At 64.6% G+C, this 22,377-nt stretch carries 16 protein-coding genes and 1 tRNA gene; 6 read left to right on the top strand and 11 right to left on the bottom strand.

Annotation, left to right across the window (positions count from 1 at the left end):
- Nucleotides 1-235: 235 nt before the first annotated feature.
- Nucleotides 236-1,663: a citrate/2-methylcitrate synthase gene (locus AAK988_RS09270; protein ID WP_369880652.1), complete on the bottom strand. Its 1,428-nt coding sequence runs from the start codon at nucleotides 1,661-1,663 to the stop codon at nucleotides 236-238.
- A gap of 198 nt (nucleotides 1,664-1,861) precedes the next feature.
- Between AAK988_RS09270 and AAK988_RS09265 the strand changes: the two genes are divergently transcribed.
- From AAK988_RS09265 to AAK988_RS09250, 4 genes are all read left to right on the top strand, one after another.
- Nucleotides 1,862-1,938, top strand: a tRNA-Arg gene (locus AAK988_RS09265).
- A gap of 224 nt (nucleotides 1,939-2,162) precedes the next feature.
- Nucleotides 2,163-3,530, top strand: coding sequence for a magnesium transporter (locus tag AAK988_RS09260; protein WP_369880651.1), 1,368 nt, complete (start codon nucleotides 2,163-2,165; stop codon nucleotides 3,528-3,530).
- Nucleotides 3,531-3,548: 18 nt separating this feature from the next.
- Nucleotides 3,549-4,919, top strand: a complete 1,371-nt coding sequence (locus tag AAK988_RS09255; protein WP_369873631.1) for an NRAMP family divalent metal transporter — start codon at nucleotides 3,549-3,551, stop codon at nucleotides 4,917-4,919.
- 337 nt (nucleotides 4,920-5,256) lie between these two features.
- Nucleotides 5,257-5,742 carry an Rrf2 family transcriptional regulator gene (locus AAK988_RS09250; protein WP_016309865.1) on the top strand — a complete coding sequence of 162 codons (486 nt, stop codon included), beginning with the start codon at nucleotides 5,257-5,259 and terminating at the stop codon, nucleotides 5,740-5,742.
- A gap of 202 nt (nucleotides 5,743-5,944) precedes the next feature.
- Here the strand turns inward: AAK988_RS09250 and AAK988_RS09245 are convergent, their stop codons facing one another.
- Both AAK988_RS09245 and AAK988_RS09240 read right to left on the bottom strand, forming a co-directional pair.
- Entirely contained in the window at nucleotides 5,945-7,594 is a 1,650-nt protein-coding gene (locus tag AAK988_RS09245; RefSeq protein WP_016309866.1) for a Na+/H+ antiporter NhaC family protein, read from the bottom strand.
- Between the two features lie 158 nt (nucleotides 7,595-7,752).
- Nucleotides 7,753-9,342, bottom strand: a complete 1,590-nt coding sequence (locus AAK988_RS09240; RefSeq protein WP_369880650.1) for an FAD-dependent oxidoreductase — start codon at nucleotides 9,340-9,342, stop codon at nucleotides 7,753-7,755.
- 295 nt (nucleotides 9,343-9,637) lie between these two features.
- Here AAK988_RS09240 and AAK988_RS09235 point away from each other — a divergent pair, with 295 nt between their 5' ends.
- On the top strand, nucleotides 9,638-11,014 hold the full coding sequence (locus tag AAK988_RS09235; protein ID WP_369880649.1) for a helix-turn-helix transcriptional regulator: 1,377 nt from the start codon (nucleotides 9,638-9,640) through the stop codon (nucleotides 11,012-11,014).
- 239 nt (nucleotides 11,015-11,253) lie between these two features.
- Here AAK988_RS09235 and AAK988_RS09230 read toward each other — a convergent pair whose 3' ends face one another.
- Both AAK988_RS09230 and AAK988_RS09225 read right to left on the bottom strand, forming a co-directional pair.
- Nucleotides 11,254-11,616, bottom strand: coding sequence for a hydrogenase maturation nickel metallochaperone HypA (locus tag AAK988_RS09230; protein WP_150840300.1), 363 nt, complete (start codon nucleotides 11,614-11,616; stop codon nucleotides 11,254-11,256).
- 136 nt (nucleotides 11,617-11,752) lie between these two features.
- Nucleotides 11,753-13,228 (bottom strand): 4Fe-4S binding protein, encoded by a 1,476-nt coding sequence (locus AAK988_RS09225; RefSeq protein ID WP_369880648.1) that lies wholly within the window; start codon nucleotides 13,226-13,228, stop codon nucleotides 11,753-11,755.
- A 243-nt stretch (nucleotides 13,229-13,471) separates the two neighbouring features.
- Here AAK988_RS09225 and AAK988_RS09220 point away from each other — a divergent pair, with 243 nt between their 5' ends.
- A complete protein-coding gene (locus tag AAK988_RS09220; protein ID WP_136436033.1) occupies nucleotides 13,472-13,996 on the top strand; it encodes a TetR/AcrR family transcriptional regulator C-terminal domain-containing protein in 525 nt (174 codons plus the stop codon).
- Between the two features lie 250 nt (nucleotides 13,997-14,246).
- On the opposite strand, the gene AAK988_RS09215 is transcribed toward AAK988_RS09220, so the two are convergent.
- From AAK988_RS09215 to AAK988_RS09190, 6 genes are all read right to left on the bottom strand, one after another.
- Nucleotides 14,247-15,827, bottom strand: coding sequence for a sodium:solute symporter family protein (locus tag AAK988_RS09215; protein ID WP_369873630.1), 1,581 nt, complete (start codon nucleotides 15,825-15,827; stop codon nucleotides 14,247-14,249).
- A gap of 186 nt (nucleotides 15,828-16,013) precedes the next feature.
- A complete protein-coding gene (locus AAK988_RS09210) occupies nucleotides 16,014-16,238 on the bottom strand; it encodes a hypothetical protein (protein WP_289636057.1) in 225 nt (74 codons plus the stop codon).
- Nucleotides 16,239-16,494: 256 nt separating this feature from the next.
- Nucleotides 16,495-17,610 carry an alpha/beta fold hydrolase gene (locus AAK988_RS09205; protein WP_369873629.1) on the bottom strand — a complete coding sequence of 372 codons (1,116 nt, stop codon included), beginning with the start codon at nucleotides 17,608-17,610 and terminating at the stop codon, nucleotides 16,495-16,497.
- Nucleotides 17,611-17,621: 11 nt separating this feature from the next.
- The gene (menD, locus tag AAK988_RS09200) at nucleotides 17,622-19,790 is read right to left on the bottom strand and encodes a 2-succinyl-5-enolpyruvyl-6-hydroxy-3-cyclohexene-1-carboxylate synthase (RefSeq protein WP_369880647.1); all 2,169 of its coding nucleotides are present in this window, start codon (nucleotides 19,788-19,790) and stop codon (nucleotides 17,622-17,624) included.
- Nucleotides 19,787-21,163 carry an isochorismate synthase gene (locus AAK988_RS09195; RefSeq protein WP_369873627.1) on the bottom strand — a complete coding sequence of 459 codons (1,377 nt, stop codon included), beginning with the start codon at nucleotides 21,161-21,163 and terminating at the stop codon, nucleotides 19,787-19,789. Before AAK988_RS09195 ends, menD begins: the two co-directional genes overlap by 4 nt.
- A gap of 216 nt (nucleotides 21,164-21,379) precedes the next feature.
- Nucleotides 21,380-22,372, bottom strand: a complete 993-nt coding sequence (locus tag AAK988_RS09190; protein WP_369873626.1) for a RelA/SpoT domain-containing protein — start codon at nucleotides 22,370-22,372, stop codon at nucleotides 21,380-21,382.
- Nucleotides 22,373-22,377 lie beyond the last annotated feature (5 nt).

Genomic DNA, 22,377 nt, shown 5'->3' with positions numbered 1-22,377 from the left:
TCAGTAGTAGCCAGACACAACGGAGTTGTATTGCGTTATGTGGGGTGATTTCGGTACACTCAGTCGTCTTTTTCTTCTATGATCAGCGGTATTTATCTTGAACGACGTCCCCGTTAGCCAGGATATCGACATCAGGGCAACGACTAACAAAAACGCCCGCCTGAAACGTTTGTCGCTTCGGGCGGGCGCTTTGCTTGAGAAATGCGACGCTGGCCGGGAGCCTGGGCCTCCTCACCTACCGTCTCTCGATGGGCACGTAGGGCTTGGTGCCGCGGACGGTGTTCTTGTAGGCGGGGCGGATGATGCGCTTGCCGGCGGCGATCTCCTCGAAGCGGTGAGCGGCCCAGCCGGCCATGCGGGCGCAGGCGAACAGGGGCGTGAACAGGTCCTCGGGGATGCCCATCATGGAGTAGATGAAACCGGAGTACATATCCACATTCGCACATAGGGCCTTGCTCGATCCCTTCTCGCGGGCGAACACCTCGGGCGTGAGGCGCTCGATGGACTTGAGCAGGTTCAGCTCGGCCTCGTACTCGGTGCCGGCGGCCAATTGCTCGGCAAAGCGCTTCCCGATAATGGCGCGCGGGTCGGACAGCGTGTAGACCGCATGCCCCATGCCGTACACCAGGCCCGTCTTGTCGTAGGCCTGCTTGTTCACGATCTTCGCCAGATAGGCGGCCACCTCGTCGTCGTCTTCCCAGTTCTTCACGTTTTCCTTGATCTCGGCCTGCATGGCCCGCACCTGGTGGTTCGCACCGCCATGGCGATGGCCCTTGAGCGACCCGAACGCCGCCGCGTAGGTGGAGTACGGATCGGTGTCGGATGAAGACAGCACGCGCGTGGTGAAGGTGGAGTTGTTGCCGCCGCCGTGCTCGGCGTGCAGGCTCAGCATAATGTCGAGCATGCGGGCCTCTTCCGGCGTGAAGGCGCGGTCGGGGCGCAGCATGGAGAGGATCGTCTCGGCGGTGGACTGCCCGGGCACGAAGCGGTGCATGATCATGGAGTCGTGGTGGAAGGCCGCGCGCTTGGCGTAGTAGGCGAGCACCATGATGCGCGGCAGGCGGCTGATGAGCGACAGCGCCGTGTGAATCTCATGCTCCGGCGAGCGGTTCTCAGCGCACTCGTCGGCCGCGTACAGGCGCAGGATGGAGCGGGACATCATGTTCATGATGTCGGGAGAGGTGTCCACCATAAGGGTGCTGGCCGTGAAGCCGTCGGGCAGCTCGCGCTGGGAATCGATCACCTCCACGAAGCGGGCCAGACGCTCGCGGGTGGGCAGCTCGCCCATGAGCAGCAGGTAGGCCACCTCCTCGTAGGCGAAGCGGCGCTCGGGATTCAAATCGCCCAGCAAATCATAGATATCGTAGCCGCGCAGGCGCAGGCTTCCCTCGGCCGGCATCTTCTCGCCGTCGGACACTACATAACCGTGCACGTTGGACACGTTGGTCATGCCCGCCAGCACGCCGGTCCCATCGGCGTTGCGCAGACCGCGCTTCACGTCGTAGGTCTGATAATGCTCGGGGTCGATGGTGTTCACCTGGTAGAAGTTCTCGTACAGGCGCACGCGACGCGCCTCGTCCTCGCTGATCTCGATGGGCTCGGCGCCGTCGATATCGGCGCAGTTGTCCACGCGGATAACAGCTTCGTCGATTTCCATGGCCATGGGGCTCTCCTCTCCCAGCGGGGCCGGCGATGCGGCCGCAGTGTATCAGTGTATTGTACCGTGCGAGCAAGACGCACCCGCGCCCAGCTGCAACCCCCACCCCGCTCCCACGGCGAACGGTGGCCTTTCAAAAAAGTTCGAAAAAGTCGTTGACAAGCCCCGAAGGAGATGGTTAAATAGTCGTTGCTGTTTTGAAGTGCGCCGTTACCTCAGCTGGATAGAGGGACTGACTACGAATCAGTACGTCGGGGGTTCGAATCCCTCACGGCGCACCACTTTGCATCATGAACCGCTTTCGAGCGGTTTTTTTGTAGGCCGACCAGAAAGGAACACCGTGAAGGTTCGAAAATCGAAACCTCACAGTATGTAACCTTCCGGCTCCTTCCCCGTGGCGGTAGTCGGAAGAAACGACTACTGTGCGCTGGGCCCCTGTGGCAGGCAGCGCGGTAAGCGCCCCGTTTGCCCATTCCTCCCAGCGCTCGCCAACGGAGGAACATCTATGCTCTATCTGTCCCAAATGATCGGGGAGCCCGTCGTCGATGCGACCGGCGAGCGCCTCGGCACCATTTCCGACCTGGCCATTTCCACGGGCGAGGTCTTCCCGCGCATCACGAGCCTGGCCTTCCAGGGCCCCGGGCGCGTGCCCTTCATGATCTCGTGGCGCAAATACGTCGACACCTTCGACGAGGACGGCATCACGCTGTCCGTGGATGCCCACGACATCCGTTTCAGCTACCTGCAGCCCGACGAGGTGCTGCTGGCCCGCGACCTGATGGACCGCCAAATCGTGGACACCCAGGGCATGAAGGTCGTGCGCGTGAACGACCTGAAGCTGTCCCAATCGGGCACCCAGCTGCGGCTGCTCGGTGCCGAGGTGGGCGTGCGCGGCATCCTGCGCGGGCTGCATCCCGTGATCGAGCGGGCCGTGGTAAACGTGGCGAAGCTGTTCCATAAGAAGGTGGACGAGCAGCTCATCGCCTGGAACTACATGGACCTGCTCGACCGCGACCTGTCGGAAGTGCAGCTGTCGGTGACCCACCGCCGCTTGGACGAGCTGCACCCCGCCGACGTGGCCGACATCTTAGAGCAGCTGGATCCCCAGCAGCGCGCCAGCGTGTTCGAGCATTTGGACGACGCCCGGGCCACCGAGGCCATCTCCGAGATGGAAGACGAGTACCAGGCCGAGTTCATCGACGATTTGCCCGATGCCAAGGCCGCCGAGCTTATCGGCAACATGGACCCGGATGATGCCGCCGACATCGTGCGCGACCTTCCCTACGAGAAGGCCGAGACGCTGCTGCGCCTCATGGGCGTGGAGGACGCTGCAGAGATTCGCCGTCTGCTCGGCTACAAGGACGGCACCGCCGGCGGCATGATGACCACCCAGTTCGTGGCCGTGCCCCGCACCTATACCGTGGGCGACACCATCGAGGTGCTGCGCGCCCTGCCCGACGACCACCCCACGGTGCACTATGTGTACGTCACCGACGAGTATGGCAAGCTGCTCGGCGTGAATTCCCTGCGCACCCTCGTTCTCTTCAACGCCGACCGGCTCATGGGCGACATCATGTACGACGAGATCATCAGCTGCCTGCCCTCCGAAGAGGAGGAGGACGTGGCCGCCGACATCTTCAAGTACGACATTCCCGCCATGCCCGTGGTAGACGAGCACGGCACCCTGCTCGGCATCGTCACCACCGACGACGCCTGGGATGCCATCGAGGACGACGTGGCCAGCGACAAGACGAAGATGAGCGCCCTGTCCATCGCCGGCATTACCGTGGCGGTGCTGCTGGGGCTGTTCCTGTACTCCCTTATCCTGCTGCAACTGGCCGGCTCGCTGCATATCGGCGGCCTGCGCTACTAGGCAAGGGAGGCGATATCCGTGAATGCGAAGAAGCGCGAGACGACCAGTGCTGCGGCGGCCCCGTCCCTCACCGCCAACGAGCGCGAGATGGCCCGGGCCGCCTCCGAGCTGGCCGAGACCGGCATTCCCGCCAGCGAGCAGCCGGGCGTCGGCGCCAAGCGCGCGCCCAGCCGTTTACTGCTCATCCTGGCGGCCATGGGTCCGGGCATCATTACGGCCATGGCCGGCAACGACGCCGGCGGCATCTCCACCTACTCCACGGCCGGCGCCAATTTCGGTTTCGGCACGCTGTGGGTCATCCCCATCATGTGCGTGCTGCTCATCGTGGTGGAGACCACGGCCGGGCGCATGGGGGCGGTCACCGGCAAGGGATTCGCGGCCCTCATCCGCGAGCGCTTCGGCATCCGGCTTGCGGCCTTCGCCATGCTGGCCCTGCTCGTTGGCAACGTGGCCACCACCTTCTCGGAATTCGCCGGCATCGCCAGCGGTATGGAGATGTTCGGCGTGTCGAAGTACATCTCGGTGCCCGTGGCGGCCCTGGCCGTGTGGCTGCTCGTGGTCGGCGGCTCCTACAAGCGGGTGCAGAACGTGTTTCTGGCCCTGTCGCTTGTGTTCATCACCTATATCGTAGCGGCGTTTCTGGCCCAGCCGAACTGGGCCGAGGCGGCCCACGACACCGTGGTGCCCGCCGTGGTGGGCGATGTGGGATTCATCTCGCTCGTCATCGCCATGATCGGCACCACCATCGCCCCCTGGATGATGTTCTTCACCCAGAGCAATGTGGTGGAGAAGGGCCTCACGACCAAGGATCTGTTCTCCCAGCGGGTGGATGCCGTCTCGGGCACTATCGCCGCTTGCATCGTGGCCTGGTTCATCATCGTGACCACAGGCGCGGTGCTCTTCCCCGCGGGCATCTCCATCGACTCGGCCGCCGACGCCGCCGCGGCCCTGGCCCCCTTCGCCGGCCCCTACGCCGAGGCCCTGTTCGCGGTGGGCCTCATCGCCGCATCGTTTCTGGCGGCCTGCGTGCTGCCGCTGACCACGGCCTTCGTCATCTGCGAGGCCTTCGGCTGGGAAGCCGGCGTGTCGTTCAAGTGGCGCGAGGCCCCCACGTTCAAATCCATCTTCACCTTCGTGATCGCATTCTCGGCCATCGTGGTGCTCCTGCCCGATGTGAACCTCTTGGCCATGATGCTGACGGCTCAGTTCGTCAACGGCGTCATTTTGCCCATCCTGCTGGCGTTTATGGCCATCATCTCGGCCGACAAGCGCATCATGGGCGCGTACCGCTCACGCCGCGTGTCGAAGGTGCTGCTGTGGGCCACCGTGGGTGTGGTGGCGGCGCTGACTGCGGTGCTCTTGGTCATGCAGGTGATGGGTCTGGCCTAGCGCCTGCCTGACGGAGCGCGGGCGCAGCAAAGCACCCCCTTCTTGGCGCGAACCCCGGCACGGCGCCCCTCCCGCGGCATCGTGCCGGCGCGAACTCCCTCTGCCTGCGAAATCGGCAGCGATTTCAACGTGGCGGCAACGTATGCGAATCGGTGCGCTCATCGTTTGGTACATCCCTTGTATTAGCGGGCCGCCCATCGCATACTGCAAGTGTCGGAAGGCAAGAAGACCGCCCTCCGACACACCTGGGGTGACGCGCACCGGCGGTTCGTCGGATGCGGCCGTCGATGCGGCGCACGCTGCAAGCCCCGAGGTGTCGACCCGTTAGGAGGCTGCAGTGCAACTCAAAGCATCAACCGATTATGGACTGCGTGCCGTTTTGTATCTGGCCGCGCAGGGCCAAACCTGCTCGTCGAAGGATATCGCCCAGGATATGTCCATCCCCCGCGACTATCTCATTCAGCTCGCGCAGCTGCTGCGCAACGCCGGCATCATCGAGGCGCGCCCGGGCAAGCACGGCGGCTACCGTCTGGCAAAGGAACCCTCGAAGATCACGCTGCTGCAAGTGGTGAACGCCCTGGACGACGACGCCAAGGACACCACGCGCGCCCGCCGCAAGGATCGCGCCGGCGCTCCCATGGTCCAGGGCATCAAGCGCGCCTACGACCTGGTGCTCGACGGCTACGACGCCTACTTCGACAGCATCACCTTGGAGATGCTGCTCGACTGCTCCCGCGACGAGAAGATGGGCAAGGAATTCCTGGCCGGGCGCCTCATCGCCGAGAGCCAGCGCCTGCTCGCCGAGGCCGCTGCCGCGGCCTAGGACCGCGCCGCTTCCGTAATCACCCACAGAAAAAGCCCCCAAACAGGGGCTTTTTCATGATTTGGGTCAGTGTCGGGAACGCAGGCCGCCCGCGGGGCCGCCCGCGGCCGCCCCCAGCTCAGTCCGAATCACTCCACGAAAAAGGCTCCCCGCAGGGAGCCTTTTTCGCGTTCGCGGGAAACGAGGAAACCCGCCAGGCAGCCTACTTCTCGGCAGCAGCCCGCTTCGCCTCCATCTTGGTGAGCACGAGCACGGCCACCACGATGAGCACGAGGCCCAGACCCAGGGAGATCCACGGCGTCTTGGTGATACCGGCGATGATGTAGCCCACGAAGCAGATGACCATGACCAGAGTGGCATAGGGAATCTGCGTGGCCACGTGGCGCAGGTGGTTGCACTTGGCACCGGCCGAGGACAGGATGGTAGTGTCGGAGATGGGCGAGATGTGGTCGCCGTACACCGCGCCGGCCAGAGCCGAGCCCACAGCCACGAGGAACAGCGGGTCGCTTGCATCGAACACGCCGATGATGATGGGCAGGATGAGCGCGATAGTGCCCCAGCTGGTGCCCATGGCGAACCCGATGAACGCCGCCACGAGGAAGATGACCGCGGGCAGAAGATCGAGGCCCACACCCAGGCCGTTCAGGAAGCCGGACACGAACTCACCGGTGCCCAGCAGGTAGCGGCAGCAGCCGCCGAGGGACCAGGCCAGCACGAGGATCATGATGGCGCCGATCATAGAGCGCACGCCCTCGGACATGGCCTCCACGAAGCCGCCGAGGTTCATGAGCTTGCGCGGCAGGAACATGGCAGCCGCCACGCACAGGGCCACCACCGCGCCGATGCACAGGCCCATGACCGGGTTCTCGCCCACAGCCGTGGCGAAGTCGACGCCGCTGAAGAAGCCACCCATGTACATCATGCCCAGGATGGAGAACACGATGAGCACGAGAATGGGCACGATGAGGTCCCAAATGGTGCCGCGATCGGAGATGTTGAGGCCCTTGTACTCCTCGATGGCGCCGGCGGCCGCATCGTCGATGTCGCCCTCCTCGGTCACCACCGTGGGGATATTGGGAGCGCCCTCCAGATCGACCTGGGCCTTATCGGCGATGCGGGCCAAGGATACGGCCTCCAGCTTCGAGCCGGCCGCCGGAATGCGATCGTCGGCCGCGGCCTGAGCAGCCGCCATGGGGCCGAAGTCCTTCTGGATGAACAGCATGAAGAACACGAAGAAGATGGTGAGCAGCGCGTAGAAGTTGTAGGGGATGGAGGCCACAAAGGTGTTGAAGCCGTCCTCGCCCATGTAGCCGCCCACGGCCACGGCCCACGAGGACACCGGCGCGATGATGCAGACCGGGGCCGCCGTGGAGTCGATGATCCAGGCGAGCTTCTCATGGCTGACCTTGAACTTGTCGGTCACCGGGCGCATGACGGCACCCACGGTGAGGCAGTTGAAGTAGTCGTCCACGAAGATGATGATGCCCAGAAGCGCCGTGAGGATGGAGGCAGCCCGGGCGTTCTTCACGTGGGTGGTCACCCATTCCGCGTAAGCCCGGGAACCGCCGGCCGTGGCGATGACCACGGTGAGCGCCCCCAAAAGCGCAAGGAACAGCAACAGCGCCCCGTTGCCGGCAATTTGCTCGGCCATCATCTGGGGCACCATGGTGAACGAGGCCACCAGCTGCTCGCCACCGGCGCCGTTCAGCGTGAACTGGTAGATCACCATGCCCGTAAAGACGCCCACGGTCAGCGAGGAGTACACCTCCTTGGTGATAAGAGCCAGGACCAGTGCCAGAATCGGCGGCACGATGGACCACAGCCCCGTGGCGATGAGATCGAATCCTTCCATAACTCTCCTTCCGCTGGCGCCCTTCCCCGCAATCCCCCGGACGCTCGGTATGACAGATGGACATAAGTATATCCGAGTTGGTAAGGGAAAAGGGCCACGGAATGCGCAAAAGCGCCGAGCCCGCGGGCTCGGCGCTTTCAGGGGAGGGTAAGGGGCCGCTACTTCTCCGCCAGGAACTTGCCGGCGCAGTAGCCGTTGGTGATGGCTCGGCCGATGGACAGACCGAGCACGTCCATGGGGTAGTCGGTGCCGCCGTAGAAGGGGCCGGCATTGTTGCCCACCGCATAGAGGCCCTCGATAGGCTCGTCATTCGCGTCGAGCACCATGTTGTCGGCGTTCACGATGATGCCGCCCATGGGCAGGGAGCCGTCGAAGCTGCGGGGGATGATGGCGAAGGGCGGAGTGTCCAAGGCCTGGAGGTACTTGGGGTTCTTGCCGAAATCGTCATCGGCGCCCTTGGCGGCCAGCTCGTTGTAGCGAGCCACGGTCTTCTCCAGCGCCGCGGGATCCACATCCCAGCCCTCGGCGTCGGGGTCGGCGTGCATGGCCTCCACGCACTCGGCCCAGGTGTTGCCCTCGAAGTACCACGCTACATTATGGGCGTCGATGGTGGGGTCTTCCTCGTGCCAGGCCTTCCACTGGTCCTGCCACTTGGCATCCACCAAGGTGTAGGCGGTGTGCGCCACATCGCCGTACTGCTTGATGAAGGGGCGCAGGTACTTGTTGATGTAGCCCTGTTTCGGACCCTCGGCCATAAAGCGCTCGCCGGCGCAGTTCACCATGAGGAAGGGGGCGTCGGCGCGGCAGACGCGCCAATCATGCACCATCATGGCGTGGGGCGCGGGCTCCATCTGGCCGCCCACCCACAGCGCCATCTTGTGGCCGTCGCCATCGCGGCCGGGCATACCCGTGCCGAGCACTACGGAGTCGGGGCTGTAGTATGCCACCATCTCCTCATCGGTCTCATAGGCTCCACAGGCCAGCACCACACCCACCGAGGCATTGTGCAGGTCGTAGCCGCCCTCGGCGTTCTGAGCTACCACGCCGGTGATACGGCCGCTCTCATCCTGAACAAGCTGCACGGCGGGACTATTGTAGAAGCACTGGGCGCCCAGGGTCTCCATGGCGTCGGCCAGGGCCTTTACCACCTCGTCGTGGCCAATGCCGAAGTAGGTGTTGGCATGCAGATGCACCTCGTAACCGTTCACGGTGATGTCGCGCTCGGCCTCGGGCTCGCCCTCGTTCACCTCAATGCCGGCCGCGGAGGTCTTCTCGGCGAACCAGGTGATGGCATCGTAGGAGTTATCGGCCCAGGCCTGCACGAGCTCGCGCTTGGAGCGGTGGTTGCTGCGCTCGATGAGGAAGCTCACCAGAGCGGACTTCGCCGCCTCGGGCACCTCGGGGGTGACGCTGGCAGCCATGTTGCCCGACGACTCGGGAGTCGCCTGCTTCTGAACGAGCGCCACGTCGGCCCCGTCCTCGGCCGCCGCCATGACGGCCGACACGCCGGCCACGCCGCCGCCCACCACGACGATGCCGTGATCGTAGGTGTTAGCAAACTCGGTGATGGGCTCGGGGGCGATCATAAAGCGGGGCGTGGCGTCCCCCGTGGCACCGAGAGCCGCACCGCTGGCGGCCTCAGGCCCCTTCTCCTGCGGGGCGCATCCCGCGAGCCCGGCAGCGGCCAGTGCACCGCCCAGCAGCGCGCCGCCCTTCAAGAACGATCGACGATTCATGTTCGTAGTCATAGCCCGTCCTCCCTTTCCAGATTCTTTGGCGAATGCGACCGAGACTCGGTCGCCGGGCGTCTCCATGCGCCCCATCGGCAACCCTCATCACCGATGGCCCGCATTTTGCCAAGGGACGATTCGACGGTCTATAATCTTGGGAGAAACAGAGGTTGAACCTTATCAACCTTGCCTCAACCTTTTCACTGAACAGGGGAAACATATGAGAATCCTATCGCGCGGGCACTGGTGGGCGCAGCGCGTCAAGAGCACACTCCCCCTGCCATTCTTCGGGTTGGCCCTGTGGCGCGCATGGATGAACCTGTCGTTCGTCGCCCCCAACGGAGCCGTTCCCTTCTCGGCGACGACCGATCACCGGCTGTTCGATCTGGTCATGCTTGCCGCCTTCGCCTTCGTTATCCCCCTTGCCGGCCGCCTTTCGCCCCTCTGCCCTCGGCGCTGGGCCCAGCGATTGTGCCCAGTGCTCATGGGGGCCTATGCCCTGGCGAGCGCCGCTTCCTTGGCCATGCCCGACCTGACCGCGGCCAGCGGCCCTCTGACGGCCGCTGCGGCCCTGGGAGCCACCCTGATGGTCCTCATGTGGAGCGAGTTGTACGCGGGGCTCACCCCCTTCAAGGTGCTCATCGGCCTCACGGGCTCCTACGCCGCCGCCCCAGTGCTGGTGTTCCTGCTCAACGGCTTGTATCCGGCCTACCAGGCTGCGGCCCTCGTGCTGCTGCCCTTCGCCAGCATCGCCTGTCTATGTCGGGCCCAGGCCCACGTCATGCTCGCGCCCCTGCGGGCCACGGGACGCCGCACGGTTCCCTGGCGGGTGGTGGCGGTCATGACGCTCTACGGGTTCGCCTCGGGTCTTTCGGGTATGCACATGTCCGAGATAGTCGGGGTCAACTCGAGCCTCACCACCTTCGTGGTCGCAGGGATCCTCTGGGTCGGGCTGCTCGGCCTGAGCGATCGCATCTCCTTCGGAGCCGTGCAGAAGCTGCCGCCGGCCCTCATGGTGGCGAGCCTCGCCCTCGTCTCGCTCTCCTCGCTCATGGGGCCGCTCGTCATGGGCGTGTGCCTCAGCGCTGCCGTCCTGCTGTCGTACTTTTTCGTGGATGCGACGCTTTGCGACATCTCGCGTCGCTTCGGCATATCGGCCGTGTGGTTGTTCTCTATCACCGAATGCACCAGCATGGGCGCCGAATTCGTCGGCTCTACCGCAGGAGCGGCCCTCGTCGCCTCCCCATTCGGATCGCTCCCCGCCTTCCACATTGCCCTCAATATCGCCCTCGTGGTCATCTCCCTCGCGGCGGCGGCCCTGCTCCTCAACCGCCGGGGCCTGGCGCAACATTGGGGCGTCTCCTTCGCCGAGGCCGGCGCCCTCGCGGAAGACCTCGCCGGCAAGGAGAGGCGCCGCGCGTGGATTCAAACCATGGCAACCCAGCATCGCCTATCGCCGCGCGAGGAGGAGGTGCTCGGCCTCATCGCGGAGGGCGAGAGCATGCGCGGCATCGCGGCAAAGCTCACCATTTCCGAGGGCACGGCGAAGTCCCACGCCTCTCACATCTACGAGAAGCTCGGCGTGTCGGGCAAGCGGGCCCTGGAGGAGCTGGCCCAGACCGCCCTGGCCCCTGAGGGACCCGTTCGAGACTCGGAGCCGAGTTTCGGCACATCGACGGCAAAGCGGTAGCGCAAACGCTCCCTGAGACGCAACTTCCGAGGGACAAAAAGGCACGGTTCTCGTAGCCCAAGTCGGCCCCCTTCCGTGCACGTGAGACGTTTTCCAGGTGAAATTCGTCCGGCCTGACAGCAGAGGCGTCGAAAACTACGAGAACTATGCCTTTTTGTCCACTTCGCACACCGCAGGGCACACAAAAAGCGCCGGGCCCGCGGGCTCGGCGCTTTCAGGGAGGGCAAAACAGGCGGCCGTTACGTTCGCGGAATAGCCTCTATCTTGTTGATGCAGAGCTCGTTTCCGCTGATGAGCGTATAGTCGCGGTCGGCCCCGCAGCCAAGGCAGGTCTGGGAGAGGCGATCCTTGAAGTCGAGGTGGAACTCCTCACCGCACTGGTTGCAACGCACCCGATAGGGCGTCGCGTTGATGACGACCCGCGCATTCTCGGCCACCGTGCCGCGAGCGAGGAACTGGAAGAGGCTCTCGAACAGCTCGATCACGATGTCGCGGCCTTCGCCCACATCGAGATGGACCGCCGTCACCTCGGCCGCCCCGGCGGCTTCGGCCTCCTCAACCACCACTTCCATGATATTGCGCACCAGCGCCATCTCGTGCATAGTCCCCCCTCGCCTGCTGCAGCGGCCCGGTTAAAGTGCCCGCGGAAACGTCAGCGGGGGCGCCGACGACGCGACGCCCCGCCATGATAGACGCCTCGAAAGGCCGCTACTCCAGAATTTCAGCCGCCCCGGCCGCTTAGGCCTCGGGCGCCGGAGCAGCCGCCAACTCGCCACCGGTGAAGTCGACCAACTGGCCACGTGCGACGCGGTCCTTAGCGAAGTAGCGGTTGCAGTCCACGTAATCCTCGGGCAGATCGGGATAGCCTTCCGTGGCCGAGAGGATGCGCGCCTCGGCCGGGCAAACGGGCACGCACTGACCGCAGCGGACGCAGGCGTCGTCCATCGCGCACAGCCCGTCGTCGCCGAAGGTGATGGAGTGCATGGGGCAGCGCTCAATGCACTTGCCGCACTTGATGCAGACATCGCCGTTGTAGTTGAGAGTGTAGGCGCTGAAATACTTGCGCTGGTCGCCCGCGCCATTCTGGCCGCGCCACGCCATGAGGTTACCGCAGCTCTCAGAGTGGCAGCAGCAAATGATGTCGGCGTTCTTCGCGCAAATGGATTCCACCACCATGCCCTTGTCGATGACGTCCTCGACGATCTCGATGGCCTCCTCCTGGGTGATCTGCTCGCCGATGCCCGTCTCCATGAAGTACTCGGCCATATCGCCCAGCGACAGGCACGTGCGGTGCGGGTGCTCGTCGGGATGCGGAACGCCCAGGGCATCCCACTGCGTGCGGCATTGGCAGGGGGACACCGTGATGTTCTTGTTGCGCTTGATGAGCGCACGCCAGTCCTGATAGGGCTGCAGCTCATCCTCGGCCACCACATCGACGCTGATGGGATACGTGCGGAACAGCGGGAAGGTGCTGCCGCTCTCGCCGTTGGGATCCATGCCGCGGATGCCTTGGATATCGAACTCGGTCACCGCCCCCTCGATACCGGAATAGTAGGCCTTCAGCTCGTTGAACTCCCAGAACCCGTTGATATAGGGAATAAGCGCGTAGTGGGGCAGCCCACCGCGGTTGGTGCGCCAAATGAGGTTGCGGTCGGCCTGGTCGTCGAGAATCTGCTGGCACTTCTCCTCATCCCAGCCGGTGAGCGCCTTGTAGTCGCCCGTGGTGAACATGCGGTGCAACGGCATCTTCAGGTAGTTCTCGGCATCCTCCTCGGACCACAGGTACATGATCATCTGGTAGCCGGTCTCATCCGGAATGGAGCCGATGCCCTGGCCGATGCGGTTGATGCGGTTGCGCAGCTTCACGAACACAGCGGGGATGACGGTGCCGTCGGGGCAGATGGCATCGGACACCTCCTCGGTCTCGGCCATGACTTGCTCCATGAGGCTATCGCTCTTGGAAGGGTCGACCCAGTTGCCGAAGGACGACGACAGGCCCTCCTGCGCAGCCTCCGGCGTACCGGTTCCAGCTAGCGCGTCGGCCTCGGGGGTGCCGCCGGCCGAGGCGCCCTGGTTGCTGTTGCACCCCGCGAGAAGCATGGCCAGCGGAAACGCTCCCATGCCCACCGCGGCCACTCCCTTCAGGAAATCGCGACGGCGCACGCCGTTGGGCATGATCTCGTCGTTCAGAGCCTCCAGTTCTTCCTTGTTCATGGGGTTCCTCCTTTTCCTCCACAGGCGCCCTCCCCTTGTTCGCCGGGCGCGATAGCCGCATTGTACGCACCCGAAAATGCGGGCATCAATAGACAGTTCATCCCCAATTGTCTAGAGAGCAGCCCCATTTGCCTGCATGGCATAAGACCAGCTTACTCTATACTTTAGCGAGAGGGAAAAAGGGAACCGGGAGGCAGGATGCCCGTGGAGGAGCAAGGGGCCACATCGGCAAAGAGGCGCTATGTGAAGGCGCTTTTCAAACTGTGCGAGACGAAATCCATCAACAAGATTACCGTCACCGACATCCTTCGGGAAACACATACGGCACGCCAGACCTTCTACAACAACTTCCGCGACATCAACGACCTTATCGCCTTCGTGTTCGTGTACCACTTTGAGGAGAACTACGACATCTTCAACACGCGAGAGGGGTCGTTCAAATCTCTCGATTTCGCCCGCGAACATAAGGCGTTCTTCAGCCAGCTGCCCCATCATCGGGGCCAGAACAACTTCCATGAAACCCATGTCCGCATGTTGAAGAGCGGCTACTACAAGCTCGTGTTCCACACCGACGAGCCCCCTGCCGACGACCCGCGCAAGGCATTCATCGACGCTTACGTGTACAGCTGCACGAACCTATTCATGGATTGGTGCGCCAGCGGCATGACCGAGCCAGCCGACGAGGTGCTCGTCGATGTGTACTGGAACACGAAGCCCGACTTCATACCCATGATCGTGCCTCCCTGCGCCATGACGAACGAGATATAGCGGCGCGCCGAGTCCAACTGGCCCGACGCGCTCTTTCCGCAAACAGCGCTGAGAGCATGTACGTGTGCGAGCGGGGGCGGCAAGCCGTTCGCCCGGCACCCCCCTGCTCGCGCACCTTCTGGCTTGCAGGCCCCGCTCGCGCAGGGTCGCCGCCCCGGGCGCTTCCCCTCCCGCGGCGGCCGCCGACAACAGGAACACCGAATCCGCAGACCCGGCGTTCCCCACGAGAAGATATTTCCGCACGCCGCTCTTACACGTCGGCAGCGGCTCCGGCGTTAGCGCTGGCGAGCTCCTCCTGCGCGAGCTCGCGCTCGAACTCGCGGTCGGTAGCGCCTTCGGCCGTAGGCGGCTTGATCTGGAAGGGCACCGCCGGCGTGACAAGGCTCACCAGCGGCACGATGGCCAGAGAGATAAGCATGCACAGGGCGCCGCAGTTGATGGGGCTCGCGATGAGGGGCACGCCGCCCGACAGCGCCAGGCCCATGTTCACGGCCGTGAGCCCCACGCCCACGGCGAAGGAGCACCACACACTCGCCTTGGAGATGCGCCCCGAGTACAGACCCCACAGGAAAGGACCGAGGAACGAGCCGGCCAGAGCGCCCCAGGAGTAGCCCATGAGCTGAGCGATGAACACCACGCTGGAATGGTACTGGAACAGGGCGATGACCGCCGAGATGGCGATGAACACCACGAGCAGCCCGCGCATCCAGGTCAGCTGCCGCTTCTCGGACATGTCCTTGATGAGGTTGCCCTTGATGAAGTCGATGGTCAGGGTGGACGACGACGTAAGCACAAGCGACGACAGCGTGGACATGGACGCCGACAGCACGAGCACGATCACCAGGCCGATGAGCACGTCGGGCAAGGTGGACAGCATGGTGGGAATGATGGAGTCGTACACCGGCGTGCCGTTGGCCGCGTACTCGATCTGGTCCTCGTAGAGGCGCCCGAAGCCGCCGAGGAAGTAGGAGCCGCCGGCCACCACGAAGGCGAACAGGGTGGAGATGATGGCGCCCTGCTTGATGGCGGGACCGGTCTTGATGGCGTAGAACTTCTGCACCATCTGGGGCAGGCCCCAGGTACCGAGCGACGTGAGGATGACCACGCCGAGCAGGTTGAACAGGTCGGGTCCGAAGAAGCTGACGAAGGGCCCCTGCATGGCGCTTCCCTCGGCGGGAATCTGGGAGAGGGACACGATGGCCTCGGAGAAGCCGCCGTTGTTCAGGATGACCGCCACGATGACGGCGATGATGCCGAGCAGCATGACGATGCCCTGGATGAAGTCGTTCATGACCGTGGCCATGTAGCCGCCGAGCACCACGTAGATGCAGGTGACCACCGCCATGCCAATGACGCAGGCGTCGTAGGGCAGCGCGAAGGCCATGCCGAACAGGCGCGATAGGCCGTTGTAGACGCTCGCGGTATAGGGAATGAGAAACACGAAGATGATAGCTGCCGCCGCAATGCGCAGGGCCCGGGAATCGTAGCGCTTGCCGAAGAACTCGGGCATGGTGGACGCGCCCAGCCGGTGCGTGATCTCGCGGGTGCGGGGACCCAAGATCCACCAGGCGAGCAGCGAGCCCAAAAGAGCGTTGCCGATGCCGGCCCAGGTGGCCGAGATGCCGTACTTGAAGCCGAACTGGCCCGCGTAGCCCACGAACACCACAGCCGAGAAGTAGCTGGTACCGTAGGCGAAGGCGCTCATCCACGGGCCCACGTTGCGGCCGCCCAGAATGAATCCGTCCACTGTACCGGTGTGCCTGCGACAGTAGATGCCCACCGCCACGGCCACGGCCACGAAGGCCACGACCAAAAGGATTTTCGCGATCATGTCTCTCCTCTTTCTCAAACGCGCGAATATTGCCGGTCACCCGCCTGTCCCCGCAGGTACGCGACCCGATGCGGCGGCCAAGTGCCCCGGCCGCCCGCGACCCCTCTATGCGAGGCCGACACGCAAGGCGCACACGACTTTTCGCCCCCGGCTACAAAAAAATAGCCACGGGCGAAAACCCGTGTGCTATTGGTATCGGAACTCAAATTGTGGGGAGACCTCGCGCGGGGACTGCTGGGCCAAGTGCTGGCTGGCCACAGCGCGGGCAGCCTCGGCGATGCACTGGGCGGCCTTGTGCGCGCTCATGAGAGCGCAGGCCACCACGCCGCACGACTGCTGGGCAATATGCTGGCTGGCCACGGCCAACGCCGCGTCGTCCATGCCGCCTTTATGTCCCTGCACGAAATTCATGGCCGCTACTTTAGCACAATAAAGAAGGTTTGCGGGTCATTATTTCAGCGAAGGGCTCCCCCTGCGCTTTCTGGCTTGGAATTGACGACCTTGGCCCCTTCGGCAGCAGAAAAACAGCCAAAAACAGCTCTGCTGTATTACAGCAGGGGCATTTCCCCTGTACGTGTCTTACAACGTGTGTCCTTTTGCTCCGTTTTGGGACCAAGGTCGTGAATTCCAAGCCAGAAAACAGCTCCAGTCCCGCCAGCGTCGCGCACTACGAGGGCGAAGGACCCGAAGGGGGTGCCCCCGCAAGCTGCGCAACGGCCCTTGAGAATACCTCGGGCTTTTCCAAGTGAACGTTGTGACCAGCACCCTCCACGAGCCTGGCAGGAAGACCGGCAGCGCGAACGCGGACGGCGAGGGCAGCGTATTTCTCGTCGCGAGACCCCGCCAAATAGAGAACTGGACGACCGGCCACTTGCATTTGGGCGAGAGCGGCCACAGTCTCGCTTTCCGCCGCCTGGTGGTGCGCACCCCAAGCCTCCAGGGAACGAGCGAGAGTCTCGGCACCATGGGCCTCGCGATCGGCGCGGATGGCAACGCGGGTGGCCGGGGGCAGCTCCCGCTGGGTGGCGAACAGGGGCAGCGTCTCCCACCAGTCCATGAAGGCCGCCACGCCTCCCTCGCGCAGCCGTGCGGCCCATTCACCGTTGCGCCGTGCCAGCGCCGCGCGGGCCGCATCGTCGGCCGGACCGAGCCCGGCGCTTTCCAGCACGAGCCCTGCCAGGGGAAGGCCGGGGTGGCGCACCATCGTCTCGGCGGCGATGCGGCCGCCCATGGAGTAGCCGGCGAGCACCGGGGCACCCTCGGCCGCGGCCACCAGGCGCACAATAGCGGCCACACGGTCGCACACCGCCCCCATAGAAGCGAGGGGATCGGCGATCGAGTGGCTAGTCGGGCGGCTAACCGGATCGCTGGTCGGGCGGCTAACCGGATCGCTGGTCGGCTTGTCTGCGATCGGATGGTTGATCGGATCGCCGGTCGGACTGTCGGCGACGTCACGAGCCGGGTCGCCGGCCAGATCGCCCGTTGGGCCGCCGGCTCGGTCGTGAGCCGCGTCGCCAAGCGCCGTCAACTCTTCCCCGCAGTCGCATGCACGAAGGGCAAGGCCGCTCTCCGGCTCAAACAGGTTCGGGGCATAGGTGCGCCAACCCTGCCCTTGCAAAATCCGGGCCACCCCATCCCACGATGCGGGGGTTTGGGCGAATCCGTGCAGCAGGATGATCGGGGCCTTCTCCGGCCGCCCCGCGACCGACTCCTTCCGCCAGCCCAGTCCAGCTGCCGGAGCCTTCCGCCGCTCTTCCGGCGCCGCGCTCTCCTCCCCTCGCACCGTGCGGCCGCCTAGGCCTGGTAGGGAGCGTAACGGTCGCGGATGCCGCGCAAGGGCAGCTGCACCTCGATGAGGCTGATGCCCGGGTGTCCCAGGAAGCCGGCGTAGGCCTCGCGAAACTCCTCCACGGAGCCCACGCGGGCCGAGGGCACCATGAAGGCATCGGCCGCCGCCTGGAAGTCCACGTCCTGGGGCGCCAGGAACAGGCGCTCGAAGTAGGGGTCGTCGGAGGCCTGGGGCAGCATATCGAAGATAGCCCCGCCGTTGTTGTTCAGAAGCACGATGACGGTGGAAGGTGCGGCCGGCTCAGACTCGCCGTCGCCCAGGGCCGCCGCATCCCCGGCGGCAACGGCCAGGGCGTCTCCAGCGCCGTCGCCGACCAGCGCGCCATCGGTGATGGGGTCGAAGGCCACCGTGGCATCGGGATCGCGCGGGGCAGCATGGGCTCCCCGGCGCGAGGCGGGAGCGGCCGCCGCCCTCTCGCTCACCTCGTCGGCCCCTGTCATCCCGGCCGCAGCGAGGGCTGCCGACCCAGTGGCCTCCCCTTCCCCGGGGTGCCCGTGGACATGCTTGATCTCCCGCTGCAAAGCTAGGGCGTTCAAATCGTGCAGCAGGGTGAAGTCGCCGGTGAGGAACGTGGTCTGGGCGAAGTGCTGGGCCGCGCCCAAAGCCGTGGACACCACGCCGTCGATGCCGTTCTGACCCCGATTCGCCATTACCGCGATGGGCTTCCCGTCCTTCAGATAGAACGTATCCAGGGCGCGAATGGGCATGGAGTTGGCCGAGAACAGGCACGATCCCTCGGGAATCAGCTCCAGCAGGGCGCGCACGTAGGCGCCCTCCACCTCGCCGGCCTTCTCCACCGCGAGCACCCGCAGGCGCGCCTCGTCGTTGGCGGCCACCCAGGCGTCGGCGAAATTCCGCTGCGCCTTGCGGCCCTCGCCGTGCCAGGGACTGCGCACGAAGCCGAGGGGCGTGGTGCCCACGAACACATCGGTGGCCAGGCTGAAGTCGCGCGTCTCGGCCACGTCCACCACGATGGAGAGCGGACGCACCTTCTCGAGGAAGGCCGTGGTCGCCTTCGACACCGGATAGCGGCCGAAGCGGATGACCACCTCGGGGCGCGGGCAGGCACCGTGGCGGCAGAGGTTGTCGTAGTTGTCGATGACGAGAGGCTCGTCGAGCGAGCGCAGGCCCGAGAGCGGGTCGGCCAAAAGCGGGAACGACCAGCGGCGCGCCCAGGCCACGATCTCCTCGGCCTCGGCCAGGGTCTCGCAGGCCCCCTCGCCCACGAGCACGAGGGTGGGACGCTTGCGCAAGGCCTCTTCAATGGCGGCCACCCCCGCAGCAGACAGCTGGCCCGTGGATCCGAGCAGCGGCCCTACGGTCAGTGCCGTTGCGTCGCCGCCCTTGCGGCGCGCGGGCATGACCGCCCGGGCCCCCAACGAGAAGCAGTCGCGGGCCCCGCGCAGCGCCGCCTGCATGTCAGCGCCGGGGAAATCGGGCTTCAAGGGTGCGGCCAGGGGGAAGTTCAGGTGCACGGGACCGGCATAGTGACCTGAGGCCCGCGCGGCCACCTGGAGGTTCGGATCGTAGTTCGCCAGCTCGCCGAAGTTGTCGAAGCCCGGGCGCAGGCCGCCCACGGCCAGGTCGTCGGCCACGGTGGCCGAGGGGCCAAGGGCCGCCAGCACCGCCTCGCGGGCCGCCTGGCGGGCGAAGGCGATATCGCGGTCGCGGCCGGCCGGCAGGGGCATGGCGCGGAAGGCGCGCACCTGATCGCCGTAGGCTTTCAGCTGATCGGTGGTCTGGGGGGCGCCGAGCCCTTGCAGCTGCGGCGGCCGATCGGCCGACAGCACAATGAGGGGCACGCGGGAGGTAGAGGCCTCGATCACGGCCGGGTAGTAGTTCGCCAGGGCCGTGCCCGACGTGCACACGAGGGCCACGGGCCGCCCGCTCGCCTTCGCCATACCCAAAGCGAGGAAGGAGGCGCCGCGCTCGTCGATATCCACGAAAAGCCGCAGGTCGTGGGGGCGGCGGCAGGACAGCTCGTAGGCCGCCATGGCCAGGGCCGTCGAGCGCGATCCGGGACTCACCACCACGTCGCGCACGCCCCAACGGGTCATCTCGTCGAAGAAGGCCGCCACGAACAGGGCGGTATCGGTCTGGTGGGTCGGGGTCACAGGGCATCCTTTCCGAAGGCCGACAGGATGGTGCGCAGCTTGAGGTCGATCTCATGATACTCCGCCTCGGCATCGCTTTCGGCCACGATGCCGCAACCACCGTAAACCCAGCCCATTTCACCGTCGAAGACGCCGGTGCGCAGGGCCACGGAGAACTCGCCGTCGCCTTCCCCATCCACGAAGCCGCAGGCGCCGGCGAAAAAGCCGCGGTTATAGGGCTCGATCTCCCGCAGCAGCATGCGCGCCTCGCCCACCGGCGCACCGGCCACGGCCGGGGTGGGATGCAAGTCCTCCATGAGATCGGCCAGGGTCACGCCGGCGAGCACCCGGGCCCGGGCCGGCGTGAACAGGTGCTGCACGTGAGCCAAGCGCATAATTTCGGGCGTGGCGGGCACGTCCACGGCGTAGCAGACGCGATCGAGTACGTTGCGGATGAGCTGCACCACGTAATCGTGCTCGGCGCGGTTCTTGGAATCGGCCATCAGCTCCTCGGCCAGGACCTGCGATTCTTCGGGCGTGGCACCGACCGGGCAGGTGCCGGCCAGGCACATGGATTCCACGTGGTCGCCCTGCTTGCGAACGAGCAGCTCGGGCGTGCAACCGCAGAAGAACACGTCGGCGTAGCGATACAGCAGCACCGTGCCGCGAGCGTCGCCGTCGATGAGATTCACGAGCAGGTCCTTCGACGAGAAGGGGCACGCGGCCACGACGCGCTGGCGCCGCGAGAGCACCACCTTCGACACGCGGCCCTCGGCGATGGCGGCCAGCGCCGCGTCCATCTCGCTCTGCCAGGTTGCGCGGGAATCGGACTCCACCGTCACGGGAACGAATGCGGCCTCGCGGCGGGGCGCAGCGGCCACGAGGCGCTGGAAGCGGGCCACGCGACCGGGGTACACCGGCCCCAAGGAGTTCACCTGGAGAAACCGGCCGCGCTCGTTCTCGATGAGCACGATTTCCGGCAGCATGAACCGCAGCTGCGGAAAGGAGGCCATGAGGTCGTCGGCCGGTGCGGGGTTGGTGCCGTCGAAGCGGTTGAACGAGAAGAACACCGGCGGCTGCTCGTCGGCATGGCCCGCGCGGGAATGCACTCCCGAGAAGGCCGCATCGAGAAACTCCCCCATGCGCCTGATAGCCGGATCGAGGGCATTCGGCTTCGCCGCCTCGAAATACGGCTGCGATCCGGCACCGGTGCCGTACTCGTATTCCACATCCCGCATACTCGCCAAGGCGATGCAGCGCCCGAGCCCCATGTACCGGCAGGCCCGCTCCTTGTCGTAGTACACGAACTGATCGGTAAACCCTTTCTGCAGCCAGCAGAATGCATCCATCAGATCGGCCTCTATGGGGGTGTTGCACGTATAGATTCGCGTCATGCTTCAAATACCTCGCTTGCCTCAGCGGCACTTCGTACCATGACGGACATTCTACCATCGTGGGAAAAACCAAAACGCCACGCCAATGAGCATCGGAGAGAGCGGCTGTGATTCGAGATGCCAATTTGCAGGCCGGTTCGCCAGCTTCTTGTGCGCCTCGGTGCCCTTGCGCAAGACGAGTTAAACAGAGTTGACAAAACTATAGAGATCCCCGCATCACGCAAAAACATCCAGATGCTTCTCGATCAGTCCAACAAACTCGGAAATATCGCCAAAGTAATTCGGGTACAGCTTGGCGAGGCGCTCCTCAGAGCTCCCCCTCGTGAGAACCAGATCGTGACTCTCACCGCGAGCGGAGCCCTCTTCCTCAAAGTACGTTACGAGAGCCGCCACCGAATCAAGTTTGGTAAGTTCAAGCGTCTGCTCGTCAATGGTAAAGTCGACAAGATAGTAATCGAAAACGCCCCCGCCCGAATCATCGGGCAGAAAACAGACGGCATTGTAAGCTGCTTTCAACGTTTGTATCGTCGACAAGGCAAAAGGCAACTCCGGCCTTCCCGCAGACACCTCTCGGATGGCGCCCGCATCAACTTCTCCCCATTGCTCTAGCTGAGCGATCAACAGCGCAGCTTTCTTGAAAAACCGGCCCGCGGGATTACCCACTTCGTTGAACTTGAGGCGGCTCTTCACGGCCACATCGTGCATCTCCACAGCCGTAGCCCACCCATGTTGGAGCGCCGTGCGCAACTGAACCTCGACGAATAATTTGTGGCCGCATTCCAAATCGCAGTAATGCAGAATGACATGCCGACCGCGATAACCGCTGGGCTTTGGATGCGCTATGTAGTCATGACGGCTTGTCTTGGGGGCATCGAAGGCCGGAAGACCGGAGAGGTCCTTGTATACCCTATCAAGCGCCGCCATATCCGGCACGACCAGGCGGCATCCGGCAATATCGTACATCGTTTGAAGGTCGGAAGGAGTACCTGGTCGATTGAGTTTGTCGATAATGGTCGCGAGCTTCTTGATGCGACCGGCAACGAGCACATCCGAATCAACGTTGTCGAGACATTCTATGTCCTCAAGTGCTCGCTGAAGTGCTTCGGCGTGAATCTCACGCCAATAATTGACCGTTGCGAGAGCGCTCGCTTGTTCCTCAAATGAAGAGGGCGGGGAAACCAACGTCTTCCCCGCCCTTCCCACTTGCATCTTGG

This window comes from Adlercreutzia muris (assembly GCF_041223505.1).
Taxonomy (GTDB): domain Bacteria; phylum Actinomycetota; class Coriobacteriia; order Coriobacteriales; family Eggerthellaceae; genus Adlercreutzia; species Adlercreutzia muris.
Note: the sequence above shows the minus strand (reverse complement) of the source record. Positions and strands in the feature narration are given on the sequence as shown.

Excerpts from the sequence above, each read along its gene's own strand:
- AAK988_RS09270 (WP_369880652.1), bottom strand. The coding sequence starts at position 1,663 with ATGGCCATGGAAATCGACGAAGCTGTTATCCGCGTGGACAACTGCGCC.
- AAK988_RS09260 (WP_369880651.1), top strand. The coding sequence starts at position 2,163 with ATGCTCTATCTGTCCCAAATGATCGGGGAGCCCGTCGTCGATGCGACC.
- AAK988_RS09245 (WP_016309866.1), bottom strand. The coding sequence starts at position 7,594 with ATGGAAGGATTCGATCTCATCGCCACGGGGCTGTGGTCCATCGTGCCG.
- AAK988_RS09240 (WP_369880650.1), bottom strand. The coding sequence starts at position 9,342 with ATGACTACGAACATGAATCGTCGATCGTTCTTGAAGGGCGGCGCGCTG.
- AAK988_RS09235 (WP_369880649.1), top strand. The coding sequence starts at position 9,638 with ATGAACCTGTCGTTCGTCGCCCCCAACGGAGCCGTTCCCTTCTCGGCG.
- AAK988_RS09230 (WP_150840300.1), bottom strand. The coding sequence starts at position 11,616 with ATGCACGAGATGGCGCTGGTGCGCAATATCATGGAAGTGGTGGTTGAG.
- AAK988_RS09225 (WP_369880648.1), bottom strand. The coding sequence starts at position 13,228 with ATGAACAAGGAAGAACTGGAGGCTCTGAACGACGAGATCATGCCCAAC.
- AAK988_RS09215 (WP_369873630.1), bottom strand. The coding sequence starts at position 15,827 with ATGATCGCGAAAATCCTTTTGGTCGTGGCCTTCGTGGCCGTGGCCGTG.
- AAK988_RS09210 (WP_289636057.1), bottom strand. The coding sequence starts at position 16,238 with ATGAATTTCGTGCAGGGACATAAAGGCGGCATGGACGACGCGGCGTTG.
- AAK988_RS09195 (WP_369873627.1), bottom strand. The coding sequence starts at position 21,163 with ATGACGCGAATCTATACGTGCAACACCCCCATAGAGGCCGATCTGATG.
- AAK988_RS09190 (WP_369873626.1), bottom strand. The coding sequence starts at position 22,372 with ATGCAAGTGGGAAGGGCGGGGAAGACGTTGGTTTCCCCGCCCTCTTCA.